The organism is Microbulbifer sp. CNSA002 (genome assembly GCF_047324085.1).
GTDB lineage: Bacteria > Pseudomonadota > Gammaproteobacteria > Pseudomonadales > Cellvibrionaceae > Microbulbifer.
On the sequence record NZ_CP172449.1, the window covers coordinates 692,501 to 711,589 of the forward strand.

The 19,089-nt window shown below is 48.9% G+C and carries 14 protein-coding genes and 2 rRNA genes (1 of these 16 running past the window's edge); 3 read left to right on the forward strand and 13 right to left on the reverse strand.

Going from position 1 to position 19,089, the window contains the following annotated elements:
• A 23S ribosomal RNA gene (locus tag ACG1BZ_RS03075) occupies window positions 1-764 on the forward strand; it begins 2,118 nt to the left of the window's first position.
• A 203-nt stretch (window positions 765-967) separates the two neighbouring features.
• A 5S ribosomal RNA gene (gene rrf / locus ACG1BZ_RS03080) occupies window positions 968-1,083 on the forward strand.
• Window positions 1,084-1,881: 798 nt separating this feature from the next.
• Here the strand turns inward: rrf and ACG1BZ_RS03085 are convergent.
• The 5 genes from ACG1BZ_RS03085 to ACG1BZ_RS03105 form a co-directional block, all read right to left on the reverse strand.
• A complete protein-coding gene (locus tag ACG1BZ_RS03085; protein WP_413664328.1) occupies window positions 1,882-3,291 on the reverse strand; it encodes a M20/M25/M40 family metallo-hydrolase in 1,410 nt (469 codons plus the stop codon).
• 30 nt (window positions 3,292-3,321) lie between these two features.
• Window positions 3,322-3,672 carry a hypothetical protein gene (locus tag ACG1BZ_RS03090; RefSeq protein WP_413664329.1) on the reverse strand — a complete coding sequence of 117 codons (351 nt, stop codon included), beginning with the start codon at window positions 3,670-3,672 and terminating at the stop codon, window positions 3,322-3,324.
• A gap of 4 nt (window positions 3,673-3,676) precedes the next feature.
• Window positions 3,677-4,444: a TSUP family transporter gene (locus ACG1BZ_RS03095; protein WP_413664330.1), complete on the reverse strand. Its 768-nt coding sequence runs from the start codon at window positions 4,442-4,444 to the stop codon at window positions 3,677-3,679.
• Window positions 4,445-4,455: 11 nt separating this feature from the next.
• The gene (locus ACG1BZ_RS03100; RefSeq protein ID WP_413664331.1) at window positions 4,456-5,073 is read right to left on the reverse strand and encodes a 1-acyl-sn-glycerol-3-phosphate acyltransferase; all 618 of its coding nucleotides are present in this window, start codon (window positions 5,071-5,073) and stop codon (window positions 4,456-4,458) included.
• A 63-nt stretch (window positions 5,074-5,136) separates the two neighbouring features.
• A complete protein-coding gene (locus ACG1BZ_RS03105; RefSeq protein ID WP_413664332.1) occupies window positions 5,137-6,720 on the reverse strand; it encodes a peptide chain release factor 3 in 1,584 nt (527 codons plus the stop codon).
• 277 nt (window positions 6,721-6,997) lie between these two features.
• Here ACG1BZ_RS03105 and ACG1BZ_RS03110 point away from each other — a divergent pair, with 277 nt between their 5' ends.
• Complete coding sequence (locus ACG1BZ_RS03110) at window positions 6,998-8,764, forward strand: aminopeptidase P family protein (protein ID WP_413664333.1); 1,767 nt, start codon at window positions 6,998-7,000, stop codon at window positions 8,762-8,764.
• 34 nt (window positions 8,765-8,798) lie between these two features.
• Here ACG1BZ_RS03110 and ACG1BZ_RS03115 read toward each other — a convergent pair whose 3' ends face one another.
• The 8 genes from ACG1BZ_RS03115 to ACG1BZ_RS03150 form a co-directional block, all read right to left on the reverse strand.
• Complete coding sequence (locus ACG1BZ_RS03115; RefSeq protein WP_413664334.1) at window positions 8,799-9,473, reverse strand: response regulator; 675 nt, start codon at window positions 9,471-9,473, stop codon at window positions 8,799-8,801.
• A gap of 6 nt (window positions 9,474-9,479) precedes the next feature.
• Window positions 9,480-10,928 carry an ATP-binding protein gene (locus ACG1BZ_RS03120; protein WP_413664335.1) on the reverse strand — a complete coding sequence of 483 codons (1,449 nt, stop codon included), beginning with the start codon at window positions 10,926-10,928 and terminating at the stop codon, window positions 9,480-9,482.
• A 267-nt stretch (window positions 10,929-11,195) separates the two neighbouring features.
• A complete protein-coding gene (locus ACG1BZ_RS03125) occupies window positions 11,196-11,717 on the reverse strand; it encodes a hypothetical protein (protein WP_413664336.1) in 522 nt (173 codons plus the stop codon).
• Between the two features lie 245 nt (window positions 11,718-11,962).
• Entirely contained in the window at window positions 11,963-13,261 is a 1,299-nt protein-coding gene (locus ACG1BZ_RS03130; RefSeq protein ID WP_413664337.1) for a YHYH protein, read from the reverse strand.
• Between the two features lie 283 nt (window positions 13,262-13,544).
• Entirely contained in the window at window positions 13,545-14,087 is a 543-nt protein-coding gene (locus ACG1BZ_RS03135; RefSeq protein ID WP_413664338.1) for a hypothetical protein, read from the reverse strand.
• A 30-nt stretch (window positions 14,088-14,117) separates the two neighbouring features.
• Complete coding sequence (locus ACG1BZ_RS03140) at window positions 14,118-15,665, reverse strand: YHYH protein (RefSeq protein ID WP_413664339.1); 1,548 nt, start codon at window positions 15,663-15,665, stop codon at window positions 14,118-14,120.
• Between the two features lie 30 nt (window positions 15,666-15,695).
• Window positions 15,696-17,060 (reverse strand): YHYH protein, encoded by a 1,365-nt coding sequence (locus ACG1BZ_RS03145; RefSeq protein ID WP_413664340.1) that lies wholly within the window; start codon window positions 17,058-17,060, stop codon window positions 15,696-15,698.
• Window positions 17,061-17,769: 709 nt separating this feature from the next.
• Window positions 17,770-19,080, reverse strand: a complete 1,311-nt coding sequence (locus ACG1BZ_RS03150; RefSeq protein ID WP_413664341.1) for a YHYH protein — start codon at window positions 19,078-19,080, stop codon at window positions 17,770-17,772.
• Window positions 19,081-19,089 lie beyond the last annotated feature (9 nt).

The window sequence follows — 19,089 nt, forward strand, 5'->3', positions numbered from 1 at the left end:
GACGCTAGTTGTTGTGGAGCCGTCCTTGAAATACCACCCTGGTATGTTTGAGGTTCTAACTCTGGTCCGTTATCCGGATCGAGGACAGTGTATGGTGGGTAGTTTGACTGGGGCGGTCTCCTCCCAAAGAGTAACGGAGGAGTACGAAGGTGCACTCAGCATGGTCGGAAATCATGCAATGAGCATAATGGTATAAGTGCGCTTGACTGCGAGACAGACATGTCGAGCAGGTACGAAAGTAGGTCATAGTGATCCGGTGGTTCTGTATGGAAGGGCCATCGCTCAACGGATAAAAGGTACTCCGGGGATAACAGGCTGATACCGCCCAAGAGTTCACATCGACGGCGGTGTTTGGCACCTCGATGTCGGCTCATCACATCCTGGGGCTGAAGCCGGTCCCAAGGGTATGGCTGTTCGCCATTTAAAGTGGTACGCGAGCTGGGTTTAGAACGTCGTGAGACAGTTCGGTCCCTATCTGCCGTGGGCGTTGGAGATTTGAGAAGAGTTGCTCCTAGTACGAGAGGACCGGAGTGAACGAACCTCTGGTGTTCCGGTTGTCACGCCAGTGGCATTGCCGGGTAGCTATGTTCGGACGGGATAACCGCTGAAAGCATCTAAGCGGGAAGCCTCCTTCAAGATAAGATCTCCCTGAGGCCTTGAGCCTCCTGAAGGGCCGTGGAAGACTACCACGTTGATAGGCTGGGTGTGGAAGCGTTGTGAGGCGTTGAGCTAACCAGTACTAATTGCCCGTGCGGCTTGACCATACAACAGAGATGGTTACTAACGACTAGCTAAGCTAGCGGATTGTGAGTTAGAGACATACGATCGCTTGCGGTGTATTACTACAGATTGTTTTACCGACTTATTTGGGGTTATCGCCGGTCAACAATATGACCGAGGCAAACAGCGATAACACGGCAGGCCAAGCACATTGCTTATAAGACCAACGCCAACCCAAGCCAGTTTGCCTGACGACAATAGAGTTGTGGAACCACCTGATCCCTTGCCGAACTCAGAAGTGAAACGCAACATCGCCGATGGTAGTGTGGGGCTTCCCCATGTGAGAGTAGGTCATCGTCAGGCTTCTAATCCGAAAAGGGCCACCCAATAGGGTGGCCCTTTTTTTATGGCTGAAAATACTTTAAAGAAGCAAAAAACAAAAGAAAAAAATAAGAAAGGGAAGGAAGAGAGAGAAAGCAGAAAGTACTTAGTCGAAATTAAATAGAAAAAATAAAAATAGCTCTGAAAAATTTTAATGCTCAACTTTCTATTTAAAAAGTCAGTCAGTAATTAAAAAAAACCTAAAACTACCTGAGCACCTTAAACAGACGCTCTCCTAAAAAGCCTATAAAAATAGGTCTTTACCGATCTTCTCTCCAAACGCCTTTACACTCACTCAAAAAATAATCCAACAAAATAACTCGCGCAAAAACCAGAAAAGTACCCATACCACTCCCGTCAAAAATTAAATTTAGCCGGTAAAAATATCGGTGATTTTTTAGTCTCTGCAGTAATCCCCTGTAACCACGGGGCCTGTAGCCCGTTTATTAAAGTTATGCACAACTCTATCCAGACTTTCTGTTAGTAACCGCTGGCTGTGGAAATCCACGCAAAAAGTGCTGCTTTTTTACCCGTCTTCAATAGAGCCAAGCAACCACGGGGCTGGCAGGGGATATCCCGGAGTTATACACAACTCTATCCATGGTTTCTGTTGGTAACAAAGACGCCATAAAACGGACATCAGTTATTAACAGTGTTATGAGCGATAAATCTGTGGATTACTGCGGCTGATTGGTACGCCAGTATGCGAGAGAAGAAAAGTTTGGGGATAAAAAAAGCCCCACCAGGTGGGGCTTTAAAAATATCGTCTGTATCTTTTATTTATTCAGAGGCAGTAGGTACTCGCCCCAGGTCTCCTTCCATCTCGGTGGTCAGGAAAGACATTACAACCCAGGCCGCTACATTCTGGCGAAGATTCTCAGGGTCGACTTTATCCAGGGTATCGTTGGGTGTGTGGTGATAATCGAAGTAGTCGGTGCCGTCCTGGTATAGACCAAAGGCTGGCACACCGCGCGCAACAAACACACTGCTATCTGGGCCACCGTAAGATTCATTATTTCCGCGCTCAATACCCAGGGGGGCGAGGAGTTGCATCATTTGATCTGCAATATCAAATTTGCTCTCAGGAAGACGGGTATCGAAACGCCAGACTTTCCCTGCTCCAAAGTCTGATTCGGAGACGGCAATAATATTGTCCAGTTCTTTTACGTGTGCCTCCACATACTGCTTAGCACCTACCAATCCGATTTCCTCTGCACCAAACAGCACGACTCGCAAGGTACGGCGGGGGCGCTGTGGCAGCTCAGCAATTAGACGTGCAGTTTCCATAACAATGGCAACCCCAGCTCCGTCGTCCAAGGCCCCGGTGCCTTCATCCCAGGAATCCAGGTGCGCACCGATAATCATGACTTCTTCAGGTTGCTCACGGCCAGTAATCTCACCGATGACATTAAAAGAGGGGCCGTCACTCAGTCGCTCAGTTTCAACATCAAGTTTTACCTGGACTGGCTTGCCGCGTTGGAGCATAGCCTCGAGCAGGTTTGCATCAGGAGCGGAAAGTGCGAGTGCAGGAACTGGGTTTTCCACATCATCAACCGACATCATACCGGTGTGGGCAAATCGGTCTGAATCGGTTCCTACGGAGCGCAACAGCATGGCAGCAGCCCCTTTTTCAGCGGCAGCGCGCATTCCCAACTTGCGGCCTTGCGCCGCAGGGCCGTAGCCTTCTCCCGTGCGCGCTCTCTCCATACGCTTATTGATAAAAGCAATTTTGCCTTTCACTTGGCTGGCTGGGGCCTTCAGCAGGGCCTGCACATCGGGAAACTCGATAATTTCCGCTGTTAACCCTCCCGTAGGAGTGGCGGCGCCATAGCCGAGGGAGGAGACAACTAGTGGCTGGGGGAAAGGGGATATGACTTCGGCGTGAGCATGGCCACGAATCCAGCGGGGTACCTCAATTTGCTCGGTATAGACGCGATCAAAGCCAAATGCCTTCATTTTGTCTTGTGCCCAGGCAACGGCTCTTTCATCGCCCTCAGTGCCTGTCCGTCGTGGTCCAACCTCGATGGTTAAAGACTCTACAATACTGTAGGCGTCGGAGCTTTCCAGTGCCCGGTCACGTAATACTTCCGCCACAGATACATCTTCCTGTGACAGAGGGGCTGCCTGGGCTATTCCCAGTGCAATGGTAGTGATCAGTCCCCCGGTAAGGGAAAGCAGTGGTTTCAACATCGGTCTATCCTTTGTTAATACTCTTCGGTCTTAAGCTTTTGGCTCGTTATTTGATGAGGCAGCGATCAGTTGCTCGCGAATTTCACGTAACGTATGCAGGCCTTTTTCTGTAAATAAGTAGGGCGGTTCGCCAGTATATTCGCTGTCTTCAATACTGAGGCAACGTTGTCGCATCTCTTCAAGCTTTGGGTCGTGTCGCATTGGGCAGGCGAGGAGTGCTCGCCATTCAGTATCGCTGGCTTGCCCGGTGATTACATCTTCAAGGCCCTTAACAAAACTGCCTCGGTCCATTCGAAATCTGGGTCTGCGCAGGTGCATAAGAACCCAAACCACAATAACAAAGGCAATGAAAGAAAGAATAAGCGTTGCCAGCCAGGTCACGATATCAATCCTCCACTAATAGTTTTATTGCCACAGCAATGGTGGCAATAATGATTACCGGTTTGATAATACTGGCACCTCTTGCAATCACGAGGTTGGAGCCGAGACGAGCTCCTACAACCTGGGCAAAAGACATAGCGATAGCGAGCAATAGAAAAACATGGCCTCCAGCGATAAAAATTAGCATAGAGGTCACATTGGTAGCGAGCACAATAGGTTTTGTTGATGCCGTAGCCGCACGCATATTGTAGCCGAGTAGCGCTGCGAAGGCGGCTGCACAGATAGACCCCATCCCAGGGCCAAAGAAGCCCCCGTAAAAGCCGAGCCCACCGCCAACAACTAGATTAAAAGTAACGTTACTGATTCTGGGTTTTGAGTCAATGTCGGAAATGCGGGGGGACAGAATAAAGTAGAGGGCAATAGCAATGAGCAGGATGGGAAGTAAGGTATTGAGGCCAGCCTCCCCAAGTGAAGCGACTGTTAAGGTGCCTAGGCAGGAACCGATAATTGCAGCAAGTAGTCCTGGCCAGAGGGGGCGTAAATTCAACTGGCCTTTTTGCAGGAAGTTAATGGTGGATGATAGGGTGCCAAAGACGCTTTGAAACTTATTGGTACCGAGAGCATCGAGTGGGGGAATGCCGGCCCAGAGTAAAGCGGGGAGGGTGATTATTCCCCCTCCCCCGGCGATCGCACTGACAAAGCCTGCGGTAAAGGCGATTACTGTCAGTATCAGGTAGGTATAAGTAGAAAGCTCACTACTTAACTGTATCACGAGTGGACTGGTTACCCCTTTTCAAGAGTACTTTCATTATCGTGGTAATACCCCTGATACTTGCTAAAGCGCTTTTGGATCTCTGCCATATCCTGTTCCAGATCACCGATAGGCTGGTACAGGGAGTCAATGCAAATACGCTTATTGGGAAAGTCCCAGGCAACAAGCAAAATAGGAACTTGAGCGGTATAGGAAATCCTTAAAAAACCGTTCTTCCAGCGCCCTACTTTTTTGCGGGTCCCCTCGGGAGTAATCCCCACCCACATTTTTTCATTTTCCCGGTAACTCGATGCAACTTGTAGAGCGATATTACCTGCGGCGCGCCTATCGGTAGGAACACCTCCAAGCCACATAAATAGTCCTTTAAACGGGAAGAAAAAAGCTTCCTTTTTCATGAGCCAGGAAATTTTAATACCCAATGCCATAATAAATGGCATGGCAACCACAAAATCCCAATTGGATGTGTGGGGAGCCAAAGCCACCATGACTTTTCTTTCTGGAGGGATTTCCCCATCCATTCGCCAGCCGAGCATCTTGATTATCAACTTGCCAATAGCTTTGGTGATGCGATTGCCCAGCCGAGGTACTTCATTGGGTACTTCAGTAGGTATTTCTACAAACTGACTCATTATTTGCCTCTTTCTTACTGCTGTCACACTAAGGTTTCAACAAAGGTACTTAGACTTGCTGCTTTAGTGTTCCCGCGTGGCATAAAAGCGAACTTCCGGATAGCGCTCTTCAGCCAATTGTAAATTAACGCGCGTCGGTGCCAGGTAGGTCAGGTGTCCGCTGCCATCGAGTGCCAGGTTGGTACTGGCCTTGCGCTTGAAATTCTCTAGTTCTTTGGCACTTTCACTATCTACCCAGCGCGCAGTGTTCACGTTGACGTTTTCGTAGATGGCTTCAACTTTGTATTCGTCTTTTAATCGGTAAGCGACTACTTCGAACTGTAGTACACCAACTGCGCCCACGATAATGTCGTTGTTATCCAGCGGGAAAAATACCTGGGTGGACCCCTCTTCAGAAAGCTGCTGAAGCCCTTTTTGTAATTGCTTTAATTTGAGAGGGTCTTTTAAACGTATGCGACGGAACAGCTCCGGGGCGAAATTGGGAATGCCGGTAAACTTCAGTGCTTCGCCTTCGGTAAAGGTATCGCCGATCTGGATAGTACCGTGGTTGTGCAAACCAATAATATCGCCGGCAATGGCCTCTTCTACGTGGGTTCGGTCGCCAGCCATAAATGTCACCGCATCAGCAATTTTTACATCCTTGCCAATGCGCACATGCTTCATTTTCATACCGCGATTGTAGGTGCCGGAGCAGACACGCATAAAGGCAATTCTATCGCGGTGTTTGGGGTCCATATTCGCTTGGATTTTAAAAACAAAGCCGGAGAATTTATCTTCGCTGGGCTCTACTTTTCTCTCTTTGGTTTCCCGGGATTGGGGTGAGGGCGCCCATTCAACGAAACCATCGAGCATTTCCCTTACGCCAAAGTTACCCAAGGCCGTACCGAAAAATACCGGGGTCAGTTCACCGGCAAGATAAGCTTCCTGGTCAAACTCATGAGTGGCTCCACGAACCAATTCAATCTCTTCCCGAATATCCTCGGCGTACTCGCCAAGTAGTGCGTCAGCCTCAGCGGAGTCCAGACCCTTAATTTGAATATCATCGGGAATTCTGTGGCCCTGACCCTGGGAGAATACATGGATGGTATCGGTGTAGAGGTTATAGACCCCCTTGAAACCTTTTCCTGAACTCAAAGGCCAATTGATAGGGGCAGCCTGGATATTCAGAACTTCTTCAATCTCATCCATTACCTCGATCGGGTCGCGAATATCCCGGTCGAGTTTGTTGATAAATGAGAGAATCGGCGTTGTTCGCAAGCGGCACACATTCATCAACTTGATGGTGCGGTCTTCCACACCTTTGGCCCCGTCAATCACCATCAGTGCGGAGTCGACGGCGGTGAGTACCCGGTAGGTATCTTCAGAGAAGTCTTCGTGCCCCGGTGTATCCAGTAGGTTTACAGTCCTCTCTTTGTAGGGGAACTGCATAACGGAAGAGGTAACAGAAATACCGCGTTCCTGTTCCATCGTCATCCAATCAGAGCGTGCGTGGGGACCTTTTTTCCCCTTAACGGAGCCCGCTTGCTGGATTGCATTCCCGAACAAAAGAAGCTTTTCGGTCACGGTTGTTTTACCGGCGTCCGGGTGGGAAATAATGGCGAAGGTGCGGCGGCCGGCAAAGCCTGCCAGGGAAGAACTTTGACCCATACTTTAAGATTCGATCACTGGATATTCGAAAAAAATAGGGGCGTATTATACACGCAGGCGTTGCTCCGAGGGTGGGGTATACTGCGAAATTAGACTTGTCAGTTTACCAGCTCGGCGAATGGGGTCATGTCAATGGGCTGAGTTGCCAGCGGGACTGGCACACCTGGACAATTTGCTCAAATCCATTTGGATTAACACTGTACTCTGTTGTGGCCAACAGTCATCGAGGGGCTTTTAGCGGTGCAGTGGCAAACTCAGTTATTGAAGGGGAGAGGTTATGAGCCGGGAGCGTTTACAGGCATTGCGGGAAGAGTTGCAGCGGCAGGGTGTCGATGCTTTCTTGGTACCCCGGGCTGATGAGTACCAAAATGAAAGTGTGCCTGCGGCAGATGAGCGACTGCCCTGGCTGACAGGTTTCACTGGTTCCGCAGGAATGGCTGCGGTAGGCAGTCGAGAAGCGGCATTATTTGTTGATGGTCGCTATACCTTGCAGGCACAGCAACAACTCGGTGATCAACCCATTGAGTTAATGAGCCTCAGTCAAGTCGCGATCATTGAGTGGCTATGTAGTCAGCTGGATGCTGGTCAGTCTCTGGGGTATGACCCGCGACTGCACACGGAGCCGGGATTGGCCTTGATCAAGAAGCGATTGGCTGAAAGGGATATCCAACTACAGCCGATGGAACAGAGCCCGATTGATGCCATCTGGAATGACCGCCCCGCATCTCCCTGTGGGCCTGCACGCCCACACCCCTTCATCTTTACTGGTGAGCATTCCAAAGAGAAACGGCAGAGGATTGCCCGACGTCTCGCAGAAAAACGAGCCGATGCTTTATGGCTACCAAATCCTGAAAGCTGTGCTTGGCTTTTTAATATCCGAGGAGAGGATATTCCGCACTTACCAGTGGCCTTGGCCAATGCAGTACTTTACCGGGATGGCAGTGCAACTCTTTATTTGGGGGAGGGCGCTGTAGGGGATGCGTTGATCGAGCACTTGGATAAAGATGTAAGTCTAGTCGTGGCCAAAGGGGAATTATTTGAAAATATTAAGCGCCGCCACGTCAATAAAATATGGATAGATCCCCTGATTAGCAACAGTTGGACTTTACAGCAATTGCGAGCACTGGATATTGAACTAATGCTGGAAGGTGACCCGGTCACTGAAGCCAAGGCCTGTAAGAATGCGATTGAACTGGCAGGCAGCCAGGCTGCACACGAAAGGGATGGTGCTGCGGTGTGTGAATTCTTGGCGGAAATACCTGAACAGGTTGCCACAGGCCATTTTGACGAATTGTCCGCAGTAAAGCTTTTACGCAGTAAAAGGGAGGCTCGCGAAGGGTTTCAGGGCAACAGTTTTGAGACAATTTCTGGCTATGGTCCGAATGGGGCCATTGTGCACTATCGGGTGAGCCCTGAATCCAGTTTGGTTATGAAGCCGGAAGGGGTATATCTGTGCGATTCTGGTGGCCAATATCCAGATGGCACCACCGATATTACCCGAACTGTTGCTCTGGGTGAGTTCCCGCCCTCGGCAAAAGAAAACTTTACCCGGGTTTTAAAGGGGCATATAGCAATTGCGACTTTGCGATTCCCCAAGGGGACTTGTGGAGAGCAAATTGATGCGCTTGCACGCCGTTCGCTGTGGGAGGTGGGTCTGGATTATGCCCACGGTACCGGTCACGGTGTTGGTAGTTTCTTAAGTGTTCACGAGGGGCCACAGCGGATAGGTAAGGCTGTGACAGGTGTTGCTCTTCAGCCGGGGATGATCGTTTCCAACGAACCGGGGTTTTATCTCACTGGGCAGTACGGCATCCGTATTGAAAATTTGGTGTTTGTGAAAAAGAGTGAAAATTATCCAGATTTTCTAGAGTTTGAAGAACTTACGTTAGCTCCGATCGATCGTAATTTGATTGACGTGGCACTACTCACTGAGACTGAACGGGAATGGCTGAATCGCTACCACCAGAGGGTGCGAGATGTGATTACCCCGCTGGTTACTGAAAAAACTGCTGAATGGTTAAAATTGGCTACTGAAGCTTTGTAGTGTGAATCTGGGGGCTGCGTGCCCCCAGGCATAATTAATTTATCTCAAACTTATAGCCAGCACCGTAGACAGAGTGAATCAACTCTTTTTCAGGCATAAGCACTGATATTTTTTTGCGCACTTTTTTGATGTGGCTATCAATAGTTCGGTCGCTGATTACGCGGTAATCGGAATAGATGCGGTCCATGATTTGTTCACGGGAAAAAATTCGACCGGGCTCACTGTAAAGTAGGTCAAATAGGTGGAACTCCAGCGCAGTAAGGTTGGCGTCTTTACCTCCGATTCGCAGTTGCCCGGTATTTCTATCTAGTTCGATGCCACCATTTCCGACTTCGCCCTTTTGTGGTCGACGGCGCAACACCGCTTTCACCCGTGCGACGAGTTCCCTGGGGCTGTAGGGTTTACAAACATAGTCGTCGGCACCGGATTCCAGGCCGCGCAAACGATCGGGTTCCTCAATTTGCGCAGTCATTATAATAATTGGAACGTCGTTGCCTTTTTGGCGAATCTCTTCGCAAATCTCCATCCCATGCCGCCCAGGTAGCATCAGGTCGAGAAGGATCAAATCCGGTTTCATAGTTTCCACTTTGGGGATAACCTGATTACCATCAGAAATGATCTCGGCTTGATAGTCGGCGGCATGAAGATAATCCAGTAGTAGGTGCGCAAGTTCGGTTTCATCTTCGACTATTAATATTTTGGCGCTCATAACTTCCTACCATTTAATCCTTTGGCTTAGGGGTAAAAAAATACTTATTTCAAGACCGCCCATAGTGGACGGAGTTGCAGAAATGCTACCCTCGTGTGCTGTAACAATATTTTGGCAAATTGATAGCCCCAAACCCGCACCGCCGGTTTCCCGGCTGCGTGAACTATCTGCTCTATACAGGCGCTCGAACAGGTGTGGTATATCAGCACTGGCAACACCGGGGGCGGAGTCGGCGAAAGTGATAATGGCTGTTCGGGCTTCACAGCGCGCAGTTACTTTGAGTTGTCCCCCACTATCGGTGTAGCGTAGGCTGTTGGTTAACAGGTTGCTAAATAACTGATTGAGGCGTGCTTCATCTGCGTAGACTAACTTATCTTCCGATAGTTGGAGGTCGCTGCCCAAGCGAATACCTTTCTGGTCGAATGGAATTTCAAAGTCTTCGATAACACTTCGTAGGATATTTTCCAGGGAGATGTCGGACTTGCAGTAACTTAGTGCCCCCGCGTCGGAGAGAGACAACTCATAGAGATCATCTATCAGGCGGCTCAATTGTTGAATTTTGCTGTGCAGTATACGCAGGTTCTCTGGTGTGGCTGATCTGATACCGTCTTGAATGGCTTCAATCTGCCCTTTTAATACTGCGAGAGGTGTGCGCAGCTCATGCGAAATATCTGCCATCCATCGGTTTCGAGCATGTTCGTTTGCTTCCAGCGTTGCGGCGAGCCGATTAAAGTCAGCACTTAATTGGCCCAGCTCATCTCGTTGCTCTATATCAATACGGGTTTTAAAGTTGCCGGATGTAAGATGGGATGTTGCTTCGGTCAGCTTACGGATGGGCCTTACCAGCTGCCAGGCAAGGGGGATGGCAATGGCTAGTGCCAGAATGAAGGTGGCAACAGAGATAAGAGCGAAAGTCCGCGATTGCTCTTTAACAAACCCTACGGCCAAATCATCATCTAACACCGGTAGTGGATTGATAGCCAGGTAACCTACGGTTTCTCCATCCACAACCAGAGGCTGCATTACCATGTTCTCAGATCTTGAATAACGACCTATCAGAGGTCTTTTCTCTTTGTTCAACAGGACCAGGCGGGCATTAAGCGACTTGCCCACTGCGTGTTCAGGTGGGGGCTCAGGCGGGCGGCGGGGGCCCCTCGTACCCGGAGGTGGACGATGTGGGGGTGGCATATCCTCAAAGTGACTGGACATCACGCGTCTGTGGAGTCTTTGCCAGCGCCTGCTATTGCCGTCGATAGATTGCCAGCTTCCTTCGCTGGCGTAGATTTCTTGTAACTCATCTACTAAATCGCCGACCTCGCGAAGCTCCTGAGACTGGATATAGGTCATAAAACCATGCTTAAAGCTCCACTGAAAGAATACGAACATTCCGCCAACAGTAATTGCTGTAGTCAATAAGAAAGCGAGGCTTAGTTTATAGCGAATATTTAACGACATAGCCGGTAGCTTGGATTTCAGTAGCCTGTGTTCACAGTGAGCTCAGGTGCATTTTACTCTGTTTCCACTGAGGAAACGCGGCTCAGAAGATCAAGCCTACACTTACTGTAAATATCAGGGCAATCTTTTAACACTCCGAGAGTCTCACGATAAGAGCTCAAGCTAAGTGCCAATAAGCTTAGCTTGGTTATCCAAAGCTGTTCTTGGGGCCTCCATGCCCTGAGTCGGTAGGAGAGATTGAGTCCTTACTGGTAGTTACTTCTATTATTATCCCGGTTTGCCTGTGCTTACTCCCGGCTTTATTGGAGATGTAGAAAAACGATGCAATATCAGATCGGGCTTATCGAGCCGGATAAATAGAGTTGCAAGAATTCTCTTCCCTCCCCGGCTCCAGGTACTGTGGTCATGGGCGTTAAGAGTGACAGTAATTTGGTTGAAGTCCGATTTAAACAGCTTGTCGGGAAGGTGTAAGTCTGGACCATAGATTCGCTGTATTTTCTTACCGTTGATATAGAGATGGGCATGACCTTCCAGATATTGCTTTGAGGCATCATTGGCGTGGCGAGGGGATTCTAATTCGAACCGGTCGTAGTCTATATGTAGGTTATATCCGGACATTTTATCGCGACTAATGTCCAGTTCGATGCGCGGTGCAGCATTGTGTAAAGGGATCTCGACTACTGGGTGTTGGTCGCCGTTATGGCCCGTGTGTGAGTCTGGCTGTGCTGTAGCAAGGTTGGTTATTCCCCAGATAAAAGACCCGATAAGAACGGCTCGAAGAATTTTCATTATTGTCTCACTCCCAGGTTTGGCGATGGGGCAACATACTTCATTCAAACTGCTGTTGCTGTGAATACTTCTGGTTACCAGTGCTTTTAGTCTATCGGGTGCTATTGCTCCAGTTACTTCCATTACCTGGGGTGTCGGTCCCCGTAAAAACAAGGGACCGCAAAGCTTACACTTACTGCGACTCCAGGGAGATTTCCGGCGTATTAGGAAAGTGGCTTGGCCTTCAATGTTAGTGCACCGCTGAACTACTGTGTTGAGCACTCATTGACAATAGTTTGATCATCTAGCTTGCCGTAAAAGCGGGGGCCAAAAGTATATGGGAAGGCGGGGACAAGCTCACCATCATCATCGACAGTGACAGTCAGGTGGTAATGGTATCCCCTTTCGTCATCTGAGTGACCGTTATGCTGGTCCAAATATACTCCGCCTTCATTAGTCAGGTCTTCGTCCCAGTAATAGTCCTCGTAGAAAAAGCCCGCTGCTGTAGTGAACTCATTGCCTGACAGGGAGGTATAAGAGCCACTTGTCGTGGGGCCGGTATTCGATGTTGTTTCGACTCCTTGGGAGAGGTCGTATTCATCCACCAAGAGACAGCTTCTCTCGCCTGCTACGCCGCAACCGCTCTCGGAGCTGGGGTCGTCATAATCTCGTACAGCCCAGCTGCTTTCTGCGAGTTCTCCTTCACTCTGCCAGGGGCCATAGATTGCATAGCCGTCGGCGGTATAGCCGTAGACAGGGGAGTGGTCGTCACCTATATCGCCAACAAGATCGGCTAGGCAATCGCTATAAAAGTGATGGTGGTAATCTCCGTTTGCGGCGTGTCCACCACAGATATCCACATCGTAGACCTCAGCAACCGGTGCCAGGGTTTGCCAGGTGCCATCCACTGATTGACCATCACCCCAATCATAAATAGAGACGCCATTTACCCAGTAGCCCTGTACGCCGAGCCCCGTTGCGCACTCCTCCGTTGCGGGCTCGGGTTCGACAGGGATGTATCCGACATGAGAGACGTTCTCTGGGCAAACGAGCCCTGGTGGCCAAAATCCATAGCCGGCATCTACATCACAGGTGCCAATACCCGTATAGCCAATATCTTGCCCAAAGCTGACAATATCTCCAACGCTGACAGTGGGGCTGCCGGTTTCAAAATCAGAGGAGGCTAATGGACGTTCAAGTAGTCCGTCTAGAATACTTTGAGTAATTTCAATCTCGTAGTCGGGAACACCGGTTGCTGATACAACGGTGTATTCCCGGCCATCTACGGTTTCTGATGCTACGCTCTGGACGTTGACCAGAACCTGCTCATTGCTGTTACTTTCATAAATGTAAGGCGCGCGTTCGTCATCAGTATTCATAATCCAGACACCAGTATCAGTGCTGGAATCTGACTCTTCAGAGGAGGTCTCAGAAGAATCATCGCCATCCTCATCTGAGGAAGAGCCACTATCGCATCCCTGAAGAACTCCGAGAGATATTATCAACGCTAGTGTATAAGAGAGTGTAGGATGGCCATTCCGGTCAAAAATTTTAATTATTTTCATATCACACCGTGGCATATGGAGGAGTTGCTCCCCGAACCTAGCGCACAAAAGTGAATGAAATGTGGATGGCCTGCTAGCTACATTTTATATCCTCTTTATCGTCTTAATTTTTTTCAGATTTGTGCACTGCGTTCAAAAGCGATACTCCGTGAGTCAGGTAAAAATATCTTATTGCTTTATTGTAAATAGCCTAAGTAGCCTTTAATTATTGGGCCGGCTATTAATTAAATATTTTTTTGGGTATTAGCTCCAATTCTTTCTTTGAAAAATTCCAGATCTTAATCTAATTATCAGGTCGGCTGACTTTGGCTATTTGTTTGTTGCCCCCGATAGGTGATGTTGAAAAGCGGTGTAATACCAGCTCTTTCTTATCGAGGTGAACAAATAAGGTTGCCAGTATTCGCTTGCCACCGCGGCTCCAAGTGCTGTGGTCGTGTGCATTGAGAGTCACGGTGACTTGGTTAAAACCAGGTTTTAGTAATTTTCCGGGAATATGTAAATCCGAGCCGTAAAGACGTTGGATTTTTTCCCCATTGATGTAAAGGTGGGCGTGCCCCTCCAGAAACTGCTCAGAATCGTCATTGGCAAAGCGAGGGGATTCCAGCTCAAACCGATCGTAGTCAATATGTAGGTTATAGCCGGACATATCGTCGCGGCTCATGTCCAGTTCGATTCTGGGAGCGGCAACATGCAGAGGTATCTCTATCACCGGATGCTGATCGCCATTGTGGCCTGCGTGAGGATTTGGCTGTGCCGCATACGCGGTCATAGAGGCTGAAAAAATCCAGGCCAAAGACCCAGCGATAAAGAACCTGTGCATTTTCATTTAACTCTTACTCCCAAGCTTGAATATGAGTTAGCGGCCAACGGTGGTTGAGCAGCGATTGACGATAGTTTGGTCATCCAGCTTGCCGGCAAAGCGCGGGCCGAAGGTAAATGGGAAAGCTGGGATTAGTTGGCCATTGTTATCCTGTGTAACTGTCAGGTGGTAGTGATAACCTCTTTCACTGTCAGTGTGTCCATTAAATTGATCCAAGTATTCGCCACCTTGCGCTGTCAGGCTTTCATCCCAGTAATAATCCTCGTAGAAAAAACCTGCCGGAGTTTCAAATTCGTTTCCGGATTGAGAGGTGTAGCTGCCGCTGGTAGTGGGGCCGGTGTTATTTGTATTGGATACGCCACGATCAATATCATATTCATCGACTAGCAGACAGCTGCGTTGCCCGGCAACGCCACAGCCGGTGTCTGAACGGGGATCGTCGTAATCCCGTATTGCCCAGCTGCTTTTAGCTAGCACACCTGCGTCTTCCCATGGACCGTAAATTGCGTAGCCATCGGCGGTATAGCCGTAGATAGGGGAGTGTCCATCGGCGGTGTCCCCGGCAATTTCAGCCAGGCAATTACTGTAAAAGTGATGGTGGTAATCGCCGTTAGCTGCATGGCCGCCACAGATATCTACGTCATAGACTTCTGCCATGGGAGCCAGGGTATGCCAAGTGTTATTTACGGACTGTCCGTCACTCCACTGGTAAATTGAGGTTCCATTTACCCAGTAACCCTGTACACCGAGCCCAGTTTCACAGCTGTCAGTGGATGCCTCAGGCTCAGCAGGAATATAGCCTACATGGTCGACGTTTTCGGGGCACACGGGACCTGGGGGCCAGAAGCCATAACCGGCTTCTGAGCCGCAGCTGGAATTACTGCGATAGCCGATGTCCTGGCCGAAGCTAACAACCTCACCAGTTTGTACCAAGGGGTAGCCATTGACGAAGTCTGTAGAGGCTTTTGGACGGCTGATGAGTGCGTCTAGTATTTCCTGGGTTATTTCAATCTGGTAGTCCGGGATACCGGTAGCAGATACGCGGGTATATTCCTTTCCGGCAACGGTTACAGATTCAATACTTTGCACATTAACCAGAACCTGCTGATTACTGTTACTTTCGTAAATATAGGGGGCGCGTTCGTTAGTTGAATTGATAATCCAGGTAGTACCGGAGCTCTCTGTTACCGAGCTTTCTTCGTTACCTGAAATTGTCGAATTATCTGAGGAGCCGGAATTGTCTTCGTTAACGTCCGAAGAAGTGTCCTCGTTATTATTCGATGTATTGCTTGTTTCGTCGGTAGTTGTTTCTGTTGGATTATCTACCGTAGTATCTGTTGGACTTTCCTCTTCAACTGTATTGCTGTTTGAGTCGGTGGAGGAATCTGCAGTGTTATTTCTAGTGTTTTCTGAATTTATCGAGTTGTTGTTTTGCCAGTTTCTTCCATTGCTATTGCGAACAGGTACTTCCCTAACCGAACGTTGATCGTTGTTATGCCCAGAGTTGGGATTAGGTTGAGCCACAACACTGGCTGCAGTTAGCCAGGCTAATGAGCCGGCAAGAAAGTACCCGTTAATTTTCACGAGAAGGTTACCTCAATTTATCTTTATTGGTTACCGCCCCACGGTTGTTGAGCATCGGCTGACAACAGTTTGGTCATCCAATTTTCCGTAAAAGCGCGGTCCAAAAGTGAAGGGAAAGGCGGGGATTAATTGTCCATCGCTATCGACAGTGACGGTAAGATGATAATGGTATCCTCGCTCATCATCCGAATGGCCATTGTACTGATCTAAATAGACTCCACCTTGAGCTGTAAGTTCTTCGTCCCAATAATAATCTTCGTAGAAAAAACCAGCAGCTGTTTCAAATTCATTTCCGGAGGCGGAGGTATATGAATCACTTGTAGCTGGGCCAGTATTAGAAGTAGTTTCCACGCCTTGGGAAATATCATATTCATCGATTAATAAGCAGCTGCGCTCGCCGGCGACACCACAGCCACTTTCGGATGAGGCATCATCGTAATCTCGAACAGCCCAACTACTTTCCGCTAATTCACCCTCACTTTCCCAAGGGCCATAAATTGCATAGCCGTCGGCGGTGTAGCCATAAATTGGAGAGTGGTCGTCACCAATATCGCCGACCATCTCTGCGAGGCATTCACTGTAAAAATGGTGGTGATAATCACCGTTTGCTGCGTGACCACCGCAAATATCAACGTCGTAGACTTCAGCTAGGGGGGCGAGTGTATGCCATGTATTATCAACACTCATCCCGTCACTCCATTGATAAATAGAGGTTCCATTTACCCAGTAGCCCTGTACCCCTAAACCAGTTTCACAACTGTCAGTTGCAGGTTCAGGTTCAACGGGAAAATAGCCAACATGGGAAACATTTTCAGGGCAGACAGGCCCCGGTGGCCAAAAGCCATAACCAGCTTCTGCACCACAGGACGAATTACTTTTATATCCAATGTCCTGCCCAAAACTGACAATATCTCCAACGCTGACATAGGGGCTGCCGGTTAAAAAGTCAGAGGATGCTTTTGGACGTTCCAGGAGTGCATCGAGAACAGTTTGTGTAATTTCGATAGTGTAATTTGGAATGCCGGTTGCTGATACAACAGTGTATTCTTTACCGTCGACAGTTTCAGATTCAACGCTCTGAATATTTACTAGTACTTGTTCATTGCTGTTACTTTCATAGATATAGGGTGCGCGCTCATCATCAGTATTTAGAATCCAAACCCCGCTATCGGTGCTCGAGTCTGAGCTGTCACTATCATCTGATGAATCGTCATCGTCATTATCGTCACCGGAATCTGAGCCGCTGTCACTAGTATCTTCAGATGACGAATCTGAATCAGATGAAGAGCTGCCGCCTCCACCGCATGCTTGGAGTACGCCGGAAAGTAATACCAGAGATATTACATAAGGCAAAATGGACTTTCGGTCCGTGTCAAAAATTTCCGTTAACTTCATAGCACACCGTGAACTAGATGGGGGTTAGTCCAGAAATTAGCGGATAAAAGTGGAGAAAATGTGGATAAATATTAACCTAATTTGCAAAGGGTTAAATTGGCTCTCTATTTCTGCCTAGTTTGTGCGTAAGTTCAAAAGGATGGCTTTTTTTTCGGTATCAACAGTTAAAAAATTTATTTGCTGGAAAATTACTTATCTCGTTAATGACTTTCTTTGTATTTAATTTAAATAAAATATTATTCTTTCGATATTTTTTTGACTAAAAGGTCTAGGGAGCCTCTGAATAACTCCGTAATGCCTCTGCGGGTCTTGAAGGCTGCAGATGTTAGGCGCAGCTCGCCGCGAATGGCCGTAGCCCTTGGCAAGAGCTGCAACGCAGCAGCTGTGGCCTTCAAGGCCCGCCCTTCGGGGCTTGCAGAGCGATTCACACTCCGCGTTGCGACTTCTTGAAAGGTCTAGACATTCCTGCGAAGCCGCGCCTTGATTGTGAACCGCTCTGCATGCCAGAGGTATCACGGAGTTATTCAGAGGCTCCCTAGTAGTTGGCTGGCTGTATCTAGTGAAGCCAGCTACTGAAAGCAGAGGCCTGGATTCTGAGACTGTATTTGGGAGAGTCGCCAGTCTGGAAGCTTTGACCGGTTCCAGGCTGGCGTGGGGCTTTATCAATGATTTATAGGTGATATAGGTAAGCTGTTTTCTGCTGGCCTAGCTACATGGGCGGTGGGCCAGGGGGAAAACCTCCGCCGACTTCATCGGAGCAAACATTCACAATTGTCTGGTCATCGAGTTTGCCGTAAAAGCGGGGCCCAAAAGTATAGGGGAATGATGGTGTCAGCTGCCCTTCATCATTCAGCTCTACCGTTAGGTGGTAGTGATAACCATGCTCGCTGTCACTGTGCCCATTGTATTGATCCAGATAAGCGCCCTCCTGATTGGTCAAATTGGAGTCCCAGTAATAGTCTTCGTAAAAAAAACCGCTGGTGGTTTGAAAAAGGTTGCCTGATAGGGACGTAAAAGTATCGCTGGTACTGGGGCCGGATTGGGCAAGTGTATTTGTGCCCTGTGATAAATCGTATTCATCTACCAGTAAACAACTGCGCTCACCGGCAATCCCGCAGCCGCTGGTAGAGTCGGCATCGTCATAGTCTCTAGTGACCCAACTACTTATTGCAAGTACACCATCGGCCTCCCAAGGGCCATAAATGGGATAGCCATCAGCGGTAAACCCGTAGACGGGGGAGTGGCTATCTCCAGTGTCTCCAACCAAGTCGGCCAGGCAATCGCTGTAGAAGTGGTGGTGATAGTCTCCCCGAGCAGCGTGTCCACCACAGATATCAACATCGTACATCTCAGCGACCGGTGCCAGAGTATGCCAGGTACCATTCACGGACTGTCCATCGCTCCACTGGTAGATAGAGGTGCCGTTGACCCAATAGCCCTGTGGTCCGAGTCCACTTTCACAAGCTTCTTCTGAGACCTCTGGCTCAGTTGGAAAATAGCTGTTGTGGGAAACATTTTCTGGGCAGACAGGGCCCGGCGGCCAGAATCCAAAACCCGCTTCGGCGTAGCAGGTATGTGGATTGCTGCTAAAGCCGATATCCTGACCAAAGCTCACGATATCGCCAATTTGTACCGTGGGGCTGCCGTAGACAAAGTCGGTGCTCGCCTTGGGACGATTGATTAGCTCGTCGTAGATAGCGGTGGTGATTTCAATTTCATAATCCGGGATGCCGGATGAAGTGACTTGAGTGTATTCCCTGCCGTCGACAGTGACGGTTTCGATGCTTTGTACATTGACCAGGACCTGCTCATTACTATTGCTTTCGTAGATGTAAGGCGCCCGTTCATCGTCGGTATTTAGCACCCAGGGGCTGCTGTCATCGCCAGTATCGTCATCTGATGGGGGTGGATCTGAATCGTCATTGTTGCACCCTGTTAAAGGTGCACAGACCAGAAGTATTGTCAGTGCGCTGATTAATAGGGTGCGGGTTTGAAGGGGGGAAATCTCCTGAAGCCTCATCGAATCACC